Here is a 17182-nt window from a genome sequence, read left to right as displayed (position 1 = left end):
TGGTTGCCGCACAGGTTAAGACATCAAAGTCGTTCGGGTTCCACAGCTTCGAGTTCGCGTTCGAGAGCGACACGCCCCTGATGGAGTTCAGCATTCCACAGTCGGTACTGCGGGCTGTTCTGATAGGCGGGCATGGGAGCCGCGACCGTGTAGGTGACTGCGGCAGCAGGCGACAGGCCCTTGGTCGTGACGAGGCGGACCATCTGGCCGATGGTAAAGCGATGAGAAGGCATGCTGTTTCTCCTTTTCAGAGGGTTAGCGCGACGTGGGCGGGACTGCGGGCCTTTCGGGTCGACGATCGGCTCCCGATCAAAGTCCCGGCACCGCAAGAAGCTTGTCCTTTTCCAGGGCGGCATCGAGTTCCGACGGATCTATGTCAACTAAGCTCTTCTTGTTGCCTGAGGCCACTTCGATCATGATGGAGACGCGCCTGTAGGCAAGCCAGGAGATCCCGGTGATCTGCTCCTCGTCGTCCAAGACATCGTAGTCACCCGCCGGGTACACGCCCTGGAGACCCGTCAGCGTGAAGGGTGCCTTGAATTGTACGGTTCTCTTTTTCGTTCGCGTGAACATGTGAGACTCCTTTTGTGGTGACGGCGAGACATTGCAGCGGATAGAATCCGAGCGTCTCGCGTCATCCGTGTTCATGAGCCCTGCTTGGGCGGAACAGCGGGCCTTGCTGTGAATGCGTGGATGCTGCAATCCGGCCGTTTCCCAGCCCCAGACCTGATCTCAAAGACATTCGGTCGGCAGGTCGCCGTTGCAATCCGCTTCTTGCGAATGTCAGCGAGTATGATGACCTTGTCGGAGCTCTCCATCAGGTGCTTGGCTTTCCGGCTGTGCCAGACAGATCGCCACCACACGGACTTCCGCCCTCATCTTCCCAGCGCCACAGAGCAGCGGCGTCACTGACAACCACATCCTCCCAGATTGCGGTTTGCATATCGGCCATCAGCATTCCGTTGCGAAGGCGATTGATGATCAGCACCTCCGTTTCGTAGTTGCTGCCTGACTGAGCGTGCGGATCCGTACTCGAGTAGTTGGAGCGATGGAGCAGTGCGCGCAGCAGCGCCTGGTCAGCCAGTCTTCGCTCGTTCTCTGGCTGGTTTCTAATCAACATTGCAGCACGGCGAGATCTGCCCGACACCGTCGTTGTGCCGGCGAATTGCAGTGGACCGCTGAAGATCGACCATGATCTGCTCCTATTGTGGGTTCACAAAGCGCTCTGATTGACGTCTTCACACAGCCGTCTGAAGGGACGATCCGAATGCACTGAGATCGAGTTCGATCGTGTGTCGTCGCCCAGACTGATAGGCTTGCCTCGCTGCCGTCAGGATCCGATCCCGCAGGCGGTCGAATGCCAGGAGATAGTCGCGTTCCATCCGGCGGCTGGTCGCCCCCTCACGGTCAAACACTGCGACAGGCAATAGAAACAGAACCTGGTTCAGACCATCATGACCGATGAAACGGATCAGACCACGCGTCTCGTCATAGGCACGGGTCGGGTTGGGGAAGGCAAGGGTCACAGGCTCGATCCCTGAACGTTACGCTTTTGCCTTGTGAGTACTGTCTTATCTGCCCAGAGGTTGACGGCGGGGGTCAAGTCGCCGGATCTGCGGACGCCCTTCTGGTAAAGGGTGATCGCGTGGCGCGCCGCGCCGCGGTCCAGTTCGCACAGTGGTTCCTCATGGCGGAAGCCTGCATGCCGTAATGCGTTTCTGATGGTGCTGATGTCGAAGCTGCCGATAGGCTGATGCAAGGCGGAAGACATGATGTCCTCCTTAATTGGGGCCAGGGTGAGTGCCGCCCAGAAAGTGGCAGTGCCCGTTCAATGGCTGCCACTCATCTATATATGGACACTATATCTGAAATTGCAAGGCAAGCCCAGAAACATCCAATGAGCGTATCTTGCGAGCTGGGCCATCGTAGATCGGGTGCGGTGGGGCACTCGGGGGCTCTGTAGAATGACACCTGCGTAATTCCTTCCGACAAACAGCTCGAGAGTTGGCGCCGGCCATATCCGAAGTCACAAGGGGCGGACATGGGTGGACAGGCCAGGCTCACTGCCGAGCCGATGAAGAAAAACTTCGTGTGACCGTCTCGAATTTCGGCCTCAGGCTCCATAAGTGGGTTCATATGCCGCTCGCGCCCCGCGGGCGAAAAGCGCCAATCGCGACAACCGCTTCCAGGAGCCCATGGCCGAATTTTACGTTCTCGAACCACCAGGCGTCGGTCTGGTTCCGATGTGGCAGTGGCTTATGGCCACCTGGTTCGGAACAGGATTGGTCGTTCCGCTGCGTGCGGGGCTTGCGGTCTTCGCGCTCCTGCCCCTGCTGGTCGTGTCCATCAAGATGCCCCGGCTCGCGGTACCGATGGTTGCCTTGCTCATCTTCGCCCTCGGAGTCTATGTCTCGTCGTCGATCGATTTGGCGACCGGTGTGAAGGATGACCGCCGGATCGTCATCGATGAAGTGGCGGCCTTCCTGATCGGTGCCTCGCTGATCCGTCAGGCGGGCTGGCGGATGCTGGTGCCGTTTGCGGCTCTCTTCCTGTTCTTCGACAGATTGAAACCCTGGCCGATGGCCTATGTCGAGCAGGTCCCATCCGGCTGGGGCGTCATGCTGGATGACCTGGTCCCGGCGGTCGCGGTCGGCCTTGTCCTGGCGGTTGCCCAGCATTTCTGGAACCGCCAATCGCGTTGAAACCGACCACCGACCGACTTGCTGGCACAGGGCCGACGCGCGTGCGCATCACCCCTCACGGCGCCAGATAGATCGTCACGCGCTTTTCGGAACTCAAGCGACTGTCTCCGTCGGCAAGGTCCGCACCGATGACATCACTCGCGGCGACACCCTCGCTTCGCATCGCCGTGTAGAACAATGCGCTGCTCTCTACGGCGGCCTGCAGGCGCGAGACGTCGGATTGCCTTTTTTCGAGCTCCGGTGCCACGACGTCCATGCTGTCCTGCTTCAGCGCCACGAACCGGAACTGCGTGGCGCCGAAGACCATTTTGACCTCCTCAGCCGTGTCTCTCGCGCGCTGGACGGCACGCAACGCGTTTTCGGCCACGCGCTCACTGTCCGTTTCGCTGACCTCAATCTCGTAGCCGAAGAGTTCGGCAGGGTCATCGTTCCCAGGGTATGGTGCGGATTGTCCCAATGCCGGCGAGGCCGCGGCCCCGCAGGTGAGCATCGCCATCATCGCGAGCGTGCGTTTTAGTGTCATCTGTCACTCCTTTGATTTCATCACCTCTTTCGTCTTCGTACGCGGAGACGTGCGTTCGGCCCCTGGCATACTGTCTCCTGAAGCTGGCAGCGTCAGGCCTCAGAAAATCAGCATCAGGAGCAGAACGACGACCGCCAATCCGATGAGAAATATGACCCCGATGGTGCTACCTATAAACTTGAGCATGTGTATTCTCCTTAGCGATGTTCGTGAGTGAACGCGGTCGGGGCTTTTGCCCCGAATTCCACTTTAGGAAATCGTCTTGGTAGGCCGATGGTTCCCCTCCGTTCGAATACGCGGCCGTGCAGACTTTGACGAAATGCGTCCTCGGGGTCGTGAAGCTTCAAGAGTATTCGCGCGTTCGGAATTCCGAATTCCGATAGCTCGCATTCGGAATTCCGAACACACTTCGAGAAAGCTGACATCTAAAGCCCTGATTTTCAGGTGTTTTCAGACTGGCATGCCTCTTGCTGTCCGATAATGGACAACAAGAGGAACTCGCACCGTGAACTTTGAGTGGACCATACTGATCGCACTGGCCGGGGCCATCATTGCCAAACCGGCCTCGTCGCTGCTCGGGCGATACACCGGCTGGGTGGTAAGCCTCATACCTCTGTTCATCTTCGCCTCGCTTCTCACGCATCTCCCTCCAGTGGCGAACGGAGAGGCGTTGATCGCGCAGCTGGCCTGGGTGCCCTCGCTCGGCGTCGAACTCGCGTTCCGCCTGGACGGTTTCGCACTGCTGTTCGGCCTGCTGATCAGCGGCATCGGAACGCTGGTGGTGATCTATGCGGGGGCCTATTTCGCCGAAAAGCCGAGCGCCGAGATCGGTCGTTTCCTCAGCCTCATCATGCTGTTCATGACCGCCATGCTGGGAACCGTCCTGTCGGACAATCTCATTGTCATGTTCGTCTTCTGGGAACTGACAAGCCTCGCCTCCTTCCTGCTGATCGGCTTCGACGGTCACAAGGAAGCGGCACGCAAGTCGGCGCTGCAGTCCCTGATCGTCACTGGCGGCGGCGGTCTCGCGCTGTTTGCCGGCATCCTTCTCATCGGCATGACGCTCGGCACCTTCTCGTTCACGGAAGTCCTCGCACGCTCGAACGAACTGGTCGCAAGCAGCTGGGCTATCCCGATCGCAGTCCTGATCATGATCGGCGCCTTCACCAAGAGCGCGCAGTTCCCGTTCCACTTCTGGCTGCCCAATGCCATGGCCGCGCCGACACCCGCCTCCGCCTACCTGCATTCGGCGACCATGGTGAAGCTCGGCGTCTTCCTGCTCGCCCGCTTCGACGGTGTGTTTGCCGGCATGCCGGGCTTCGGACATACGCTGGTGGTCTTCGGCTCCTTGACCATGATCGTTGCTGCCTTGCAAGCACTTCGCGCCGAAGGCTTCAAGGCGGTCCTCGCCCAGTCCACCGTCGCCTCGCTTGGCATTCTGGTGATGCTGATCGGCCTGACAGGCGAAGTCGCAGCTGTCGCCACGGTCGGCTTTATCCTCAGCCATGCGCTCTACAAGGCGGCCCTGTTCTTCTGCGCGGGCACCGCCATCCATGCAACCGGCGAAACCCGATTGGACAAGCTTGCCGGCCTCGCGCGCTTCCTGCCGGTCACCGCCGTTGCTGCCGTCCTTGCCAGCCTGTCGATGGCGGGACTGCCCCCCTTTGTCGGCTTCATCTCGAAGGAATATCTGTTCGAAGCGCAGCTTGCCAATGACTGGAACATCCTGCCGATCGCGGCTGCGGTTCTCGTCAATGCCGTCATGGTCGGCGTGGCCGGCGTCGTATCGATCCGTCCGTTCTACTTCAAGTCCGAGGCTGAACGTGAGATCCATCATGGCGAGACATCAGGCCTTCTGGCAGGCCCCTTACTGCTCGCAGCCGGCGGCATTCTGATCGGCCTTATCCCCGCGCCGGCTGGACAGTGGCTCATTGGTCCGGCTGCCTCGGCACTCCTCGGTCAGCCGGTCGACGTTTCGTTCAAGCTCTGGCACGGCCTGACGCCCATGCTGGTCCTGTCAATGCTCGTCGTCGCCATCGGCGCTGTCATCGTCATCCAGTGGACCCGGATCCACAACGCGCTCCGTCGTTACGACACGCTGTATGCCTTCCTCGGCGATCGCTTCTACCACAAGGCCCTGAACGGCGTACTGGCGACGGCACGCCTGTCAACGAGAGTGCTCCAGAACGGCGACCAGCATCGCTACACCACACTTGTCGTCCTGGCGGTCACCCTGGGTCTGGCCATCGCCTTCCTGGCGGCCCCGTCGGCCGACTTCCTCGCCTCTGAGGGCAGCATCCGCGTCTCGGTTGCACTTGTCCTGATGCTGACCGTCGTCGGTGCCTTGGCGACGATCATCGTCCGCTCGCTGATTGCCGGGCTCGTCTCTGTCGGCATCGTCGGCTTCGGTTCGGCTGTGATCTTCATGTTGAACGGCGCTCCGGACCTCGCTCTGACACAGATGGCCGTTGAAACGCTGATCGTGATCCTGATGACGGCCGTACTCATCAAACTGCCGTCGCGACGCCGGCACTCGCGCACGCTTTCCGAGCGCCGGCGCGACGGCGTGATCGCTTCAGGCTTTGCCGTGATGATGTTCATCGCGCTCGCCTCCATCGGCGTCACGCCGATCGACCTGCGTCTTTCCGACTACTTCGGCGAAACGAGCTACCTCGAAGCCTATGGCCGCAATGTCGTGAACGTCATTCTCGTCGATTACCGCGCCATCGATACGCTTGGCGAGATCGTCGTCGTCGCGATTGCCACCATTGCCGCCTGGGGACTGCTGCGCGGCTCCCTCAAACCCGCCCGCAACAAGGAGTGACCGACCATGTCCGTCATCTTTTCCACCATGTCCCGCCTGTTCTTCGTGCTTCTGCTGGGCGCGGCTGTCTTCATGCTGTTTCGCGGCCATAACGAGCCAGGCGGCGGCTTCATCGGCGGGCTGTTCGCAGCTCTCGCCTTTGCCCTGCTTGCTCTCTCCGACAGCGTGGCGAAGGCCCGCAAGGCGCTGATCGTCCACCCGGTCGTGCTGATCGGCATGGGTCTCGTGCTGGCCTTCGCCAGCGGCATACCCGGCCTGATCTCGGATGGATCGTTCCTGACCCATTGGTGGTTCAAGCTCGGCTCCACGCATCTCGGCACCGCAACCGCCTTCGATATCGGCGTCTTCATGGTCGTTATCGGCGGCGTGCTTTCCCTGGTTTTCCGTTTTTATGAAGGAGTAGAACAGTGAGCCTGATCTACGCGTTTGCCGTTGCCGCCCAGATGGGTGCCGGCATCTACCTCCTCCTGTCGCGCCATGTGATGCGCATCCTGTTCGGGGTTGTGCTGCTGTCCACCGCAGCGAACCTTCTGATCTTCATTGCAGGCGGCCTGCAGTTCACAGCGCCCCCCGTCATCGAACCGGGATCACAGACGCTGGGCGAAGGGGCTGCAAATCCCCTGCCCCAGGCGCTCATCCTGACCGCGATCGTCATTGGCTTTGCACTCGTCTCGTTCGCCGCAGCCCTCGTGCTCAAGGCCTACTACACGCTCGGCTCGGTCTTTACCGACGAGCATAACGATGCCGAAGCTCTTGGCTCGCCTTTCGAAAAGGAGGCCATCCGCAATGGCTGACACGCTTCTCCTGTGGCCCGTCGTCCTACCGCTCATCGGGGCGGCGCTGGCTGCCGCCTTTCACTCGCGGCCGGAGGTGCAGCGCATCATCGCGCTCACCGTGATGATCCTGACATTCGGCGCTTCCCTCGTGCTCGCCAATGCAGTGATTGCAGGCGGCATCCTGACCAAGACCTTCGGAAGCTGGATGCCACCCTTCGGCGTCGTGTTCGTTGCGGACCGCTTCAGCGTCGCGATGGTGGTGATCTCCAGCCTTCTGGCGCTCTGCGCCCTGATCTTCTCCGTCGCTGACCTTCGCCAGCGCCAGGTTCGTTCCGGCTTCTACCCCCTGTTTCTGGGTTTGATGATCGGGGTCAATGGTGCCTTTCTGACTGGCGACATTTTCAATCTGTATGTCTGGTTCGAAGTGATGCTGATCGCAACACTCGGCCTGATCACGCTGGACCGGACCCGCGCCCAGATCGACGGGGCGATCAAATATGCCGTTCTCAACCTCCTTTCGACCATCCTCTTCCTGATGGCGATCGGGTTGCTCTACGGCGCGACCGGCACCTTGAACATGGCAGACCTGGCCATGGTCCTGCCGCAGACGGAATCGTCGGCTGCGCTTACCCTGTCGGCGATGATGTTCCTGCTCGCCTTCGGCATCAAGGCCGGCTTCTTCCCGATGTTCTTCTGGCTTCCGGCCTCCTACCACACGGCATCGATCATCGTGTCGGCGGTGTTCGCAGGGCTCCTCACCAAGGTCGGGGTCTACGCCCTCTTCCGCGTCTTCACGCTGCTGTTCGAAGTCGACAACGGGACCCTGAAGCCACTGATCGGCGTGTTTGCCGCAGGCACAATGCTGTTCGGCGTTTTCGGGGCGGCCGTGCAATGGGATGTGCGCCGTATCCTGTCGTTCCACATCATCAGCCAGATCGGCTACATCATGCTGGGCCTTGCGATCGCGACGCCGCTCGCCATGGCCGGCGCGGTCTTCTACATCATCCACCACATCGTCGTGAAGGCGAACCTGTTCTTCATCGCAGGCGCCATCCACCGGGCGACCGGGTCATTTGATCTGCGCAAGTCTGGCGGATTGATGAAGTCCTCGCCGTGGCTGGCCGTGCTCTTCGCCATACCTGCCCTGTCTCTGGCCGGCATTCCGCCGCTTTCCGGCTTCTGGGCAAAGCTGATGGTGGTCGACGCGTCCTTCCAGGGGGATGAGGCATGGCTGGCAGGCATCGCGCTCTTCGTCAGCCTCCTGACGATCTTCTCGATGAGCAAGATCTGGATCGAGGCTTTCTGGAAAGAGCCCGTGCGCAAGACCCGGGTGCGCCATGTGCCGGCTGCCATGATGGCGCCCATCGTGGTGCTTGGAGCCATCACGTTGGCCATCGGCATCAATCCGGAACCTCTGGTCGCATTCTCAAACCTCGCCGCCGACAGCATCGGCAACCGTACCGAGCTGATTGGCGCCATCATCGACCAAAGCACCACAGCAGGAGTGACGCCATGACCCTCGTCAAGCGTATCGGCAGGTCCATGACACTTGGACTGGTCTTCATCAACGAACTCGTCCGTTCGTCGATTGCCGTCGCCCGTCAGGTGCTTGGCGACAGCTCGCAGCTCAAGCCGGCGATCCTCGCCGTGCCGCTTGATCTGCGCAGCAGAGCGGGCGTTACGGCGCTTGCGAACTGCGTGAGCCTGACCCCCGGCACGACCTCGCTGCATGTCAGCGAGGATCTGAGCACCCTCTATGTTCACGTTCTGGATGCGCCACAGCCCGATGCGGTGGTGGACAGCATCAAGAACACGTTCGAGACACGCATAAAGGAGATCGAAGGATGATTGCGCTTCTGGATGGGTTTCTATCAACATTTGCCGCCATCATGATCGCCGTCCTGATGGTACCGCTGCTTCTTGCGGCCGTCCGCATGGTGACGGGCCCCGGCTATGCCGACCGCTTCATTGCGCTGGACATGCTGACCGGCATTGCCGTCGCGATCGCCGCCTTGACGATGATCGTCACCGGCCGGCGCGAATTCCTCGACGTCGCCTTCGGGATCGCGTTGATCGGGTTCCTTGCGACGTGTTCGCTGTCTGCTCTTCTCGAGAAGAAAAAGGAGGATGCGTGATGCTCGCAATCCTGTCCATTCTGTTCAAGCTTGTCGGTGTCGTGTTCCTCTGCATCGCCGCCTACGGCGTCATCAAACTTGCCGATCCGTTCCAGCGCATGCACGCCGCCACCAAAGCCGGCACCTTGGGTGCAGGCCTGGTGATCATCGGCAGCGTCATCGCCCATGGAGCGCTGGACGCGACGGTAATGGGTATCCTGACCGTGGTCTTCCTGCTGCTTACCGTTCCGGTCGCTGGCCATCTCCTGGGTCGCGCCGCCTATGTCTCGGGTGCGCAGCTGACGCTCTCGGGCGATGACGCCCTTGACGGCGTGCTGACGCGGGCCGACCAGTCGCTCGGCAGGCGAAGCGGCTGGGATCCCGTCACTCCGATAACACTAACGGTCGACGAGCGAGCCAGATCGCCCGTACCGAAACCGGCGCCACGAAACGACATGCCGGTGTTGCCGGCACTGGAGGCGGTCCGGTTCGCCGTCATCGACGGACAGGTTGCTCACGTTGCGGAACGTGCTTGTGCCATTGCCAAGCAAACAGGGGCGAGCCTCTCGGCATTCACCATCATCGATACGCATGCGATCCATGCCGCAGCCGATCAGGCGCGCGTGCGGCGGTTGATCCGCGAGCGGGCGAGCGACGCCATCAGCGATCTCAAATCCGTGACGGCGGCGACGGACGTGGCTTCGATCCTGCACTACGATGAAGGCGATCCCGAAGCCATTCTCCGCTGCGAGACACAGCCGGGCCAGACCGTCCTTGTCCTGCCGTGCCAGGGCTGGTTCCATCACCAGGTCGAGGCCCGGATGGACCGCACCACCTGGGATCCGGATGGCCTTTTGCGTCTGCCGAGCTGCCACAGCGGCCCGGTGCTATTCGTAGGCAAGACGCCTTTGCCTGACACGGCACGGACGCTGGTGGTTCGTGATTGTGGCGAAGATCATCTGGCCCCGCTCGTCGAATGGTCCCTTCTCAACAATCTCTGGGAGGTGACGCAGATCGTGCATGTTGCGGACAAGCAGTTGAAGGATACCGGATTTGCCGAGATCGCAGACCGTTTCGGTTGCAGCTATACCCGCCATGCGGCGCCGGACAGTGTCTGCGCCATACCGGCCGGGATCGTCGGTGTACGTGCGGTGGTGCTGGGCCGTACACCACGGCCACTGCGGACGAACTGGTTTGGCGCGCCCTGGCTCGACCGCATCGCACCCGACATGGCAGGTGACGTCCTGATCATGGAACGGTGAGGGCTCGGGCTGGAATAATGTGCTGGCAGGTCAAGCGCGAGTTGGTCTAATCAATCTGCATGTCCTCACTTTCGCGTCCCAAACTGCCTCTCTCCGTCGCACTGCCACTCTTCGTGGCAGTCGCGATGTTCCTGGTGGCAGTCGGCACGACCCAGATCGGCATCATGGCTCTGCGGTCGAGCAACGAGACGGGCCTGCGCGATCAGGCGCTGGTCTTCCTCGATGCCGTCGCCGGCAATATTGCTGCCGAGATCAGAGAGGCCGATGCCCGGCAATCCGTGCAGCGGACCCTGGCGGCGTCGCTTGAGTTTCGCACCGCGCTTCTCGAAGAAAGCATCGCGGCACGCTGGACCGACACGTCGGGCGAAACGATCACGGTGGCGCTGGCCGAGAGCGATGGAGATCTGCTCGATCAGGCTTTGAACGAGGCGCAAGCCAACAGCCCTGGCGACGTCAGTCCGCGACTGGTTCCAGACAGATCCGTTCTTCTGGTTGCACGCAGCTACGGAATGGCCGAGGGGCGCCTCTATCTCGCCGCGACCTTTGACACGCAGCCGCTTGAGGCGGCCACGGATGCCGCGTCCAATGCGGCAATCGGGATCGACATCCTGGTGGCCATCATCGCTGCGGCTGCGGCTTATGTCGTAACACGGCGTTCGCTCAAGCCACTCGATCAGTTTATCGACCGGCTGGCCGATCCGGAGGGTTCCTCGACAAACGGGGCCGACTGGCGGCGCGGCAACGAATTGCGCCAGCTGGAAGCGGCTCTGGCGATGCGCGAGCAATCGGAAGCCCAGAGGGTCACCATCCTCGAACAAATGGCGCAGCAGGAACGCGACGGTCTTCTCGCGCGCATGGCAGCCAGCATCGCGCACGAGGTGCGCAATCCGCTGGCCGGGCTGAAGAACGGCATCTCCACGCTGAAGCGCTTTGGCGACCGCGAGGATGTGCGGAAGGAAACGCTGGCATTTCTGGAGAACGGGCTCGACAGCATCGGCCGGGTGGTCGACGTCACGCTCTCCACCTATCGCCGGCGCTCCGGATCCAGAATGATCACCGCTCAGGATATTCGCGACCTCGAGATCTTGATCGCTCCGGAAGCGGGACGAGCCGGCGTCGGGCTTGCCTGGATGTTCGAGGAGCCGACTGAGTTCCGGGTGGATGTCGATGCGCTCCGGCAAATCCTGATCAATCTGATGCTGAATGCCGTTAGGGCCTCACCGCCAGGATCCACCGTCACCGTTTCTCTCACCCGCAAGGATGCCCAGACGGTTGTGCTCAGCGTCGCCGACGAGGGACCGGGGATGCCACCCGAGATCGTGGCCGCCATGATCTCGGGCCGTGTCAACGACATCCCCGTGGAGCGCAGCATCGGGATCTGGATCGTCGCCTCCCTGGTGGAGCGGATTGGAGCTGATTTGTCGATCCGCAGCGACAACACGGGAACGAATGTCCAGCTGACGCTGGCGACGGCGCTGCAGGGCGGAGCGGAGACATGACATGGTGACGGCAGGTCGCATTCTGGTGGTCGAGGACGACGCGACGCTTGGCCAGTCGCTGCAACAAAGACTTACCCTGGAAGGCTTCACCGTCAGATGGGCGCGTTCGGCGGCAGAAGCCAATGCAGCGCTCAAGGCTGGGGCACCCGACATCATTCTCTCGGATATCCGGCTGCCGGATGGCGACGGCGAGACCATCATGCGCCGGCATTTCGAACGCTTCGGATTGGTCCCGGTCATCTTCATGACGGCCTATGGCGACATAGATCAGGCCGTTCGCCTGGTGCGGGACGGCGCGGTCGATTACGTCAGCAAACCTTTCGATCTCGATCAGCTTGTCGAGACCTTGCAGGGTATCAGCCGCCGCAAGAGCAGCGGGCCACAGGTTGGGGCGGCATTTTCCGGCAGCAGCGCGATGCGCAAGATCGGCGCGACACTTTTGCGGGCAGCCGAAATCGATCTGCCGGTCCTCGTCCTCGGCGAGACGGGAACCGGCAAGGAGGTCGCGGCCCGCTATGTCCATGAGGCCGGCCCGCGCAAGAACCTGCCGTTTGTCCCGGTCAACTGCGGCGCATTGCCTGCAGAGCTTGCGGACTCGCTGCTCTTCGGCCATGAGCGCGGTTCCTTTACCGGCGCTTCGGGCATGCATCGCGGCTTTTTCGAGGAGGCAGACGAAGGCACGCTGTTTCTGGACGAGATCGGCGATCTGTCGCCCGTGCTGCAGGTGAAGTTGCTGCGCGTTCTGGAAACGCGGGAATTCCGACGGCTGGGGGGAAGCGAGACACGCAAATTCGGAGCACGTCTCGTCTGCGCCACCAACAAGGATCTCGGCGCCATGGTGGCCGAGGGCCAGTTCCGCGAGGATCTCTGGTTTCGCATCAATGTCATCGCCTGCAAGCTGCCGCCGCTCAGAGAAAGACATGAAGAGCTGTCGTCACTGCTTGAGAGCTTCGCATCTGCCGCAGCATCAAGGCTTGGGCACGGCAGCATCGTCGTTGACGCGGCAGCACATGAAGCGACCAAGCGCCACCGCTGGCCCGGAAACATCCGCGAACTGATCAACCGCGTCGACCGCGCCGTTGCCATGGGTGACGGCCGTGTCCTGTCCGAGGCTGAACTTTTCCCCGAGGGACTAGCCCTGACGGATACCAAGTCAGGCGTCGTTCAAGACACGAATGCCACACTCGCCGACGTACGCGACGCCGCCGAGCGGGCTCACATCAAGGCGGCACTGGCTCGCGCCAATGGATCGCCCAAGGAGGCTGCCGAAGCGCTTGGGGTGTCGCGAACGACATTGTGGGAAAAGATGCGACGCCTGAACATCAGCCCCGACGACATCTGAGGCGTCTAGCCTTGGTCAGGCTCCCTGGCCGTCGGAGACACACTGCCGCTGCGTGGCAGCGGCAGTGTCCTATGCGCCGAGGGCGGCCTAAAACTCTGCAGAGGCGCCGACCCAGAGAGTGCGGCCGATGACCCAGGGATTGCCGTTGGATGACTTTGCGTTGCCAAGCTCGTTGAAGAGATTGACGACCTTGAAGTTCAGGGTCATTCCATGGTCGTCCACGGATGCGAACTTGTAAGAGCCGCTCAAATCGACGGTCAGCACGGCAGCGAAAGCCTTGTCATCCCAGATGTCATGCAGCACTCCATCAATGCTCTCGTTGTCGTCGGTGTCTTCGACGCCATCATATGCGAAGTTGTAGTTGGCAGCGAGACCAAGCGTCAGCCGCTCGTCGAAGAAACTGCCGGAGAGACCGACCTGGGCGCGCAGCGGAATGTCCATGTTGCCGGTGACGGCGTTGAATCCAGCCTGCGTGTAGGATGTCCCCTTGTATGAAATCCGTTTTTCCAGATCGTCTTCGTCGACGAAGTAGCTGTCGGCTGAGACATTTTTGTCTGCCCAGGTGATCGAGGCTGCAAGAAGCGAGTTGTCCGCCGGGTTCCACGTGGCTGTCGGCAGTTCCTTCGCATATTCGGCCGTCAAGGAGTCATACGAGCCTTTGGCATTGTTGGTCAGCACATAGGACGTATTTGTGGGCGTCCGCGAGGAATACTGATCACGAGAACTACGATGCAGATAGCGAAAGCGCCATTCACCCTCGGTGAAAGGATCGGTAAAGTTGATCGCGGCAGTGAACTCGTCCGTATAAGGCGTCTTCAGATCCGCAGCATCAAGGGTGTAATAGGTTTGCGTCGGCGTCGTTGTGAAATCCCCGACGACACCTGTGGAGCTCGGCTGCCTTGAGTAGGTCGTGACGCGTGGTTGCTGGTTCCGAATTGCGTAAGAAAGATTGGCAGCGTCGTAATACCGGTTGAAACCACCGGAAATGCTGAAATCCTCCATCGGCGTTACCGTCGCAACCAGGCGCGGAGATATGTTCAGGTTGCCCTGATAGTCGTCATAGTCGAAACGGATGCCGGGGCGGAGGTTCAGCCAGTCGAAGGTCTGGTCGAGCTCCAGATAGGCGTTTGCCTGCATGATCTGCGCATGGATATCGTACGCCTTGTGGACCGTCTTGCTATACGCAAACTGTTCGCCGTAGCACTCTTCCGTCGTGTTGCAGGTAAATGTCGAAATGTTCGCGGCCCTCAAGGCCGTATAGGCTTGAGCGACGTTGTAGGTGTAGCTGACATAGTCTTCTGCCCGCCAACGGTGAGCCTCAGTGTAGCCGAACTCGTAGCCGGTCCGGAAAGTACCATTCCCGATATCGCCGGCCAGAGCCTGGGACCAGGTGTAGCTTTCCTGCCCCTGACCGCGCTCCTTGCCCATTCCGCCTTCTCGGCAAGATGTGGTGGTGGTCGAGGTCGGATCGACGCGGCACCAGTCGAGCATGCTCGATTCGAAGACCTTGGTTCTTGTCCCCGAAATGGTGCGCCAGTAGGTCGAGATCCAGTTGCGGATCGTGTTATCGCCACCGAGGTTGAGCGCGTCGGATTTTGATGCCGTGATCTTGCTGGTCAGAGAAACGTTCGAAAGCGCTACGCCACCGAGCGAAAAATCCTCGAACTCGTACAAGTTCTCCAGCTTGCCTGCATAGGTCCGGGTCGCAGTATCAATCTCAAGGACCCGGTAATCGTCTGACTCGAAATCCTGATAGTAGTCAGTGTGAATGCCTTCTAGCTTGAACAGGCCGAGATCCGTCTCCGCATTGGCCTGGAACCGGTAGAACTCGTTCTTGGATTCGGACTGCACGAGCTCGTCGCCGTAGATGTAGTTCTTCGCCTTGTTGGTCCAGGCATCCGTCACGCTGTACTGTCCGATGACAGCGATATTGTCCGTGATCGGACCGGTGACCGAGAAGGCCTTCTTCTTCTTGTAGAATTCCGGCTCACCTATGGCATTCGGATTGAGACCATCCTCTGTCGCGAGATTGTATTTGACGAGGTCATCACTCTCGTATTCCACCGAGGCCAATGCTCTCAGCCTGTCGGTTGCTGGCTGCATCAGTTCGTACTCGACAACGCCGCCCTGGAAGGCGCCGTAACGGGCCGACGCATTGCTGTCGATGACCGTTGCGGATTCAACAAAATCCGTGGGCACGAACACGGTCTGCGAATGCAAGCCGTAGATGCGATCTGCATTGTAGGCCGTATCCTCGTCAGACAGTTCACCGCGGTTGCCGGTGTTGTAAGGCTCCTCGGTCCCCGTGATCGTATTGATGCCGATGCCGTTCAGGATGAAGTTGTTCTCATAGGTTCGCCCACCCGAGATCGAGACTTCCTGCGGCTTGGTGTTGAGGATTGCCTGGCTCTCGACGCCGGCATTCTCGTTGGTATCGTTCTGGTACTGCACATTGGGCAGACCGCGCAGGAAGCTGTTGGCATCCCCGCTGCTCGTGCGAATTCCGACCTGGGTTGAATCCATCACGGTGGTGCCGGTATCGCCTGCGCTCTCGGTTCCGAGTTTCACGCCGCCGCCGGAGGACGACACCGTTATTTCCTCAAGAACGGTCGTGCCGGCAACCGCGGCTTCGTCGATCGTGCCTTCGGCAACCAGCGATGCGGTGCGGGCACCTGTCACGCGGATCTCGATGCCGGCACCGGCGGTGAGGGCGCGCAGTGCAACCAGCGGATCGGTTTCGCCGGCGACGGCCGATGAGGTCCGGCCAGAGACGAGAGCTGCGGCATAGCCGACCTGCCAGCCCGTCTGACGGGTGAAGGCCCTGAGGGCTGCATCGAGCGGCTGCGCAGGGATGGAGATTGCCCGGGGACCGTTCGTCGTCGGACTTGTCCCGGCATCCTGCGCTCGAACCTCAAATACACCGGCCGAAGCCGAAACCAGTGCCGTGGACACCATGAACATGGCAAGCCTGCGCTTGCCGACCGATACTCTACGCTCTGCCATCTTGATCCCGGGCCGGAAGCCCTTGTCACCCTGTTGTCACCCCGCCGCCGCGCATCATGCGCGGCGGCTCTGATGGGGATGACGTGTCAGCCCGGCCGGTCTCACAAAAAAACTTGAGACTTTAGCGAATGAATAAGATTCCGCCCGGCAATCGCTCGATGCGCGCCCCTGCGGCGGTGGCCACGCTATCGAGTGCGGCATCTGCCTCGGCAATGCGGAAGCTGCCGCTGACGGGGGTTTCAAGGGCGGCGGCCGGCAGAGTGACGATGGTGAGATCCGTATGGCGTCCGATCTCGACGAGGGCGTCACGCAAGGGAATGGCGGAAAGCTGGATCCAGCCTTCGCGCCAGGCAAGCCGGCTTTCATCGTCTCCCTGAGGAAGGAATGCGATCCGTGTGCGATCGACGGCCGCCGTCTGGCCTGGCGTCATGGCAACCGGGCTCGATTGCTCGCCATCGCGGGTCAAGACGACGCGACCGCTTTCCAGATGCACGACGTCTTCTGCATCACCACGCGCCACATCAAAAGCCGTGCCCGTCACCGTCACGGTGCCATAGGCCCCTGTCACGCTGAACGGCCGGGCAGCGTCATGCGCCACCTCAAAATAGGCCTCACCCTCGAGAAGCCGCACGGCCCGCCTGCCATCTTCGAAATCGAGGCGGACTGCCGTCTGGCTGTTCATCTGCATGCGGGAGCCGTCGGGCAGATCGACCGCGACGATCTCGCCGGCAGCGGTCCGATAGTCGGCCTGCAAACCGAGGAGCCAGTCGCTTCCATGCAGCGGCACGACGATGGCGGCGGTGATCGAGGCTGCGAGCGCGAGCGACAGACGCGGAGAGCGCCGGGTGATAGCCGGCGAGTGTCTGATGGCCTCGACCGGCAGCAGCGATGCCGTCGCCGTCTGGGCGGAAGCCACGGTCAATGCGGGACATTCATAGAGCGCGAGCACCCGCGCCAAAGCTGCGCCCCTGTCCGCACCTTCGGCCAGCCAGGCATCGAGCGCATCCTGATCGACCTCCCCCGCCTGACGCTTCAACACCCATTCGAGCGCCTGGTCTATTATCGGGTCCGGATGCCGATAGCGCGCTTGATCCTCATTGTCAGTCACTGCGTGCATGACGGTCTTCCGCTGAAATG

General features: G+C 61.1%; 18 protein-coding genes. 10 read left to right on the top strand and 8 right to left on the bottom strand.

Annotated elements, in window-relative coordinates; all coding sequences use genetic code 11:
* Positions 1–23 precede the first annotated feature (23 nt).
* The 5 genes from GH983_RS02115 to GH983_RS02100 all read right to left on the bottom strand — a co-directional run bounded on the left by GH983_RS02115 (position 24) and on the right by GH983_RS02100 (position 1771).
* Positions 24–233, bottom strand: coding sequence for a hypothetical protein (locus GH983_RS02115; protein ID WP_054150729.1), 210 nt, complete (start codon positions 231–233; stop codon positions 24–26).
* 76 nt (positions 234–309) lie between these two features.
* A complete protein-coding gene (locus GH983_RS02110) occupies positions 310–573 on the bottom strand; it encodes a hypothetical protein (protein ID WP_153761483.1) in 264 nt (87 codons plus the stop codon).
* A gap of 244 nt (positions 574–817) precedes the next feature.
* The gene (locus GH983_RS24225) at positions 818–1120 is read right to left on the bottom strand and encodes a hypothetical protein (RefSeq protein ID WP_210251764.1); all 303 of its coding nucleotides are present in this window, start codon (positions 1118–1120) and stop codon (positions 818–820) included.
* Between the two features lie 118 nt (positions 1121–1238).
* Positions 1239–1526 carry a DUF1488 family protein gene (locus GH983_RS02105; protein WP_153761482.1) on the bottom strand — a complete coding sequence of 96 codons (288 nt, stop codon included), beginning with the start codon at positions 1524–1526 and terminating at the stop codon, positions 1239–1241.
* Positions 1523–1771 carry a hypothetical protein gene (locus GH983_RS02100; RefSeq protein WP_153761481.1) on the bottom strand — a complete coding sequence of 83 codons (249 nt, stop codon included), beginning with the start codon at positions 1769–1771 and terminating at the stop codon, positions 1523–1525. Before GH983_RS02100 ends, GH983_RS02105 begins: the two co-directional genes overlap by 4 nt.
* A gap of 424 nt (positions 1772–2195) precedes the next feature.
* On the opposite strand from GH983_RS02100, the gene GH983_RS02095 reads away from it, so the two are divergent.
* Entirely contained in the window at positions 2196–2702 is a 507-nt protein-coding gene (locus GH983_RS02095) for a phosphatidylglycerophosphatase A (RefSeq protein ID WP_153761480.1), read from the top strand.
* 55 nt (positions 2703–2757) lie between these two features.
* On the opposite strand, the gene GH983_RS02090 is transcribed toward GH983_RS02095, so the two are convergent.
* The gene (locus GH983_RS02090; RefSeq protein WP_069042184.1) at positions 2758–3225 is read right to left on the bottom strand and encodes a hypothetical protein; all 468 of its coding nucleotides are present in this window, start codon (positions 3223–3225) and stop codon (positions 2758–2760) included.
* 505 nt (positions 3226–3730) lie between these two features.
* Here GH983_RS02090 and mbhE point away from each other — a divergent pair.
* From mbhE to GH983_RS02045, 9 genes are read left to right on the top strand one after another with little or no spacing between them, the layout of a single operon-like run.
* A complete protein-coding gene (gene mbhE, locus GH983_RS02085) occupies positions 3731–6049 on the top strand; it encodes a hydrogen gas-evolving membrane-bound hydrogenase subunit E (RefSeq protein WP_153761479.1) in 2319 nt (772 codons plus the stop codon).
* 6 nt (positions 6050–6055) lie between these two features.
* A complete protein-coding gene (locus GH983_RS02080; RefSeq protein WP_069042186.1) occupies positions 6056–6460 on the top strand; it encodes an MnhB domain-containing protein in 405 nt (134 codons plus the stop codon).
* Complete coding sequence (locus GH983_RS02075) at positions 6457–6843, top strand: NADH-quinone oxidoreductase subunit K (protein WP_054150738.1); 387 nt, start codon at positions 6457–6459, stop codon at positions 6841–6843. The genes GH983_RS02080 and GH983_RS02075 overlap by 4 nt, the downstream gene beginning before the upstream one ends.
* The gene (locus GH983_RS02070; RefSeq protein WP_054150739.1) at positions 6836–8341 is read left to right on the top strand and encodes a Na+/H+ antiporter subunit D; all 1506 of its coding nucleotides are present in this window, start codon (positions 6836–6838) and stop codon (positions 8339–8341) included. Before GH983_RS02075 ends, GH983_RS02070 begins: the two co-directional genes overlap by 8 nt.
* On the top strand, positions 8338–8673 hold the full coding sequence (locus GH983_RS02065; RefSeq protein WP_153761478.1) for a Na+/H+ antiporter subunit E: 336 nt from the start codon (positions 8338–8340) through the stop codon (positions 8671–8673). The genes GH983_RS02070 and GH983_RS02065 overlap by 4 nt, the downstream gene beginning before the upstream one ends.
* Positions 8670–8960 carry a monovalent cation/H+ antiporter complex subunit F gene (locus tag GH983_RS02060; protein ID WP_054150741.1) on the top strand — a complete coding sequence of 97 codons (291 nt, stop codon included), beginning with the start codon at positions 8670–8672 and terminating at the stop codon, positions 8958–8960. Before GH983_RS02065 ends, GH983_RS02060 begins: the two co-directional genes overlap by 4 nt.
* Positions 8960–10201, top strand: coding sequence for a monovalent cation/H(+) antiporter subunit G (locus GH983_RS02055; protein ID WP_153763526.1), 1242 nt, complete (start codon positions 8960–8962; stop codon positions 10199–10201). Before GH983_RS02060 ends, GH983_RS02055 begins: the two co-directional genes overlap by 1 nt.
* A 59-nt stretch (positions 10202–10260) precedes the next feature.
* The gene (locus GH983_RS02050) at positions 10261–11700 is read left to right on the top strand and encodes a sensor histidine kinase (RefSeq protein ID WP_153761477.1); all 1440 of its coding nucleotides are present in this window, start codon (positions 10261–10263) and stop codon (positions 11698–11700) included.
* A gap of 1 nt (position 11701) precedes the next feature.
* Entirely contained in the window at positions 11702–13042 is a 1341-nt protein-coding gene (locus GH983_RS02045; protein WP_153761476.1) for a sigma-54 dependent transcriptional regulator, read from the top strand.
* 87 nt (positions 13043–13129) lie between these two features.
* Here the strand turns inward: GH983_RS02045 and GH983_RS02040 are convergent, their stop codons facing one another.
* Positions 13130–16045, bottom strand: a complete 2916-nt coding sequence (locus GH983_RS02040) for a TonB-dependent receptor (RefSeq protein WP_153761475.1) — start codon at positions 16043–16045, stop codon at positions 13130–13132.
* A gap of 121 nt (positions 16046–16166) precedes the next feature.
* Positions 16167–17162 carry a FecR domain-containing protein gene (locus GH983_RS02035; RefSeq protein WP_153761474.1) on the bottom strand — a complete coding sequence of 332 codons (996 nt, stop codon included), beginning with the start codon at positions 17160–17162 and terminating at the stop codon, positions 16167–16169.
* Positions 17163–17182: the final 20 nt, after the last annotated feature.

The sequence above is a fragment of the Agrobacterium sp. MA01 genome, assembly GCF_009650195.1.
In the GTDB taxonomy this organism is placed as follows: Bacteria; Pseudomonadota; Alphaproteobacteria; order Rhizobiales; family Rhizobiaceae; genus Allorhizobium.
The sequence above is the reverse complement of the archived record's forward strand: the minus strand, read 5'-3'. Positions and strand labels throughout refer to the sequence as shown.

What these genes read in the sequence shown, in the direction of transcription:
- GH983_RS24225 (WP_210251764.1), bottom strand. Translation starts at nt 1,120, where the DNA reads ATGTTGATTAGAAACCAGCCAGAGAACGAGCGAAGACTGGCTGACCAG.
- GH983_RS02060 (WP_054150741.1), top strand. Translation starts at nt 8,670, where the DNA reads ATGATTGCGCTTCTGGATGGGTTTCTATCAACATTTGCCGCCATCATG.
- GH983_RS02055 (WP_153763526.1), top strand. Translation starts at nt 8,960, where the DNA reads ATGCTCGCAATCCTGTCCATTCTGTTCAAGCTTGTCGGTGTCGTGTTC.
- GH983_RS02095 (WP_153761480.1), top strand. Translation starts at nt 2,196, where the DNA reads ATGGCCGAATTTTACGTTCTCGAACCACCAGGCGTCGGTCTGGTTCCG.
- GH983_RS02100 (WP_153761481.1), bottom strand. Translation starts at nt 1,771, where the DNA reads ATGTCTTCCGCCTTGCATCAGCCTATCGGCAGCTTCGACATCAGCACC.
- GH983_RS02045 (WP_153761476.1), top strand. Translation starts at nt 11,702, where the DNA reads ATGGTGACGGCAGGTCGCATTCTGGTGGTCGAGGACGACGCGACGCTT.
- GH983_RS02040 (WP_153761475.1), bottom strand. Translation starts at nt 16,045, where the DNA reads ATGGCAGAGCGTAGAGTATCGGTCGGCAAGCGCAGGCTTGCCATGTTC.
- GH983_RS02080 (WP_069042186.1), top strand. Translation starts at nt 6,056, where the DNA reads ATGTCCGTCATCTTTTCCACCATGTCCCGCCTGTTCTTCGTGCTTCTG.
- GH983_RS02115 (WP_054150729.1), bottom strand. Translation starts at nt 233, where the DNA reads ATGCCTTCTCATCGCTTTACCATCGGCCAGATGGTCCGCCTCGTCACG.
- GH983_RS02050 (WP_153761477.1), top strand. Translation starts at nt 10,261, where the DNA reads ATGTCCTCACTTTCGCGTCCCAAACTGCCTCTCTCCGTCGCACTGCCA.
- GH983_RS02035 (WP_153761474.1), bottom strand. Translation starts at nt 17,162, where the DNA reads ATGCACGCAGTGACTGACAATGAGGATCAAGCGCGCTATCGGCATCCG.
- GH983_RS02110 (WP_153761483.1), bottom strand. Translation starts at nt 573, where the DNA reads ATGTTCACGCGAACGAAAAAGAGAACCGTACAATTCAAGGCACCCTTC.
- GH983_RS02065 (WP_153761478.1), top strand. Translation starts at nt 8,338, where the DNA reads ATGACCCTCGTCAAGCGTATCGGCAGGTCCATGACACTTGGACTGGTC.
- GH983_RS02090 (WP_069042184.1), bottom strand. Translation starts at nt 3,225, where the DNA reads ATGACACTAAAACGCACGCTCGCGATGATGGCGATGCTCACCTGCGGG.
- GH983_RS02070 (WP_054150739.1), top strand. Translation starts at nt 6,836, where the DNA reads ATGGCTGACACGCTTCTCCTGTGGCCCGTCGTCCTACCGCTCATCGGG.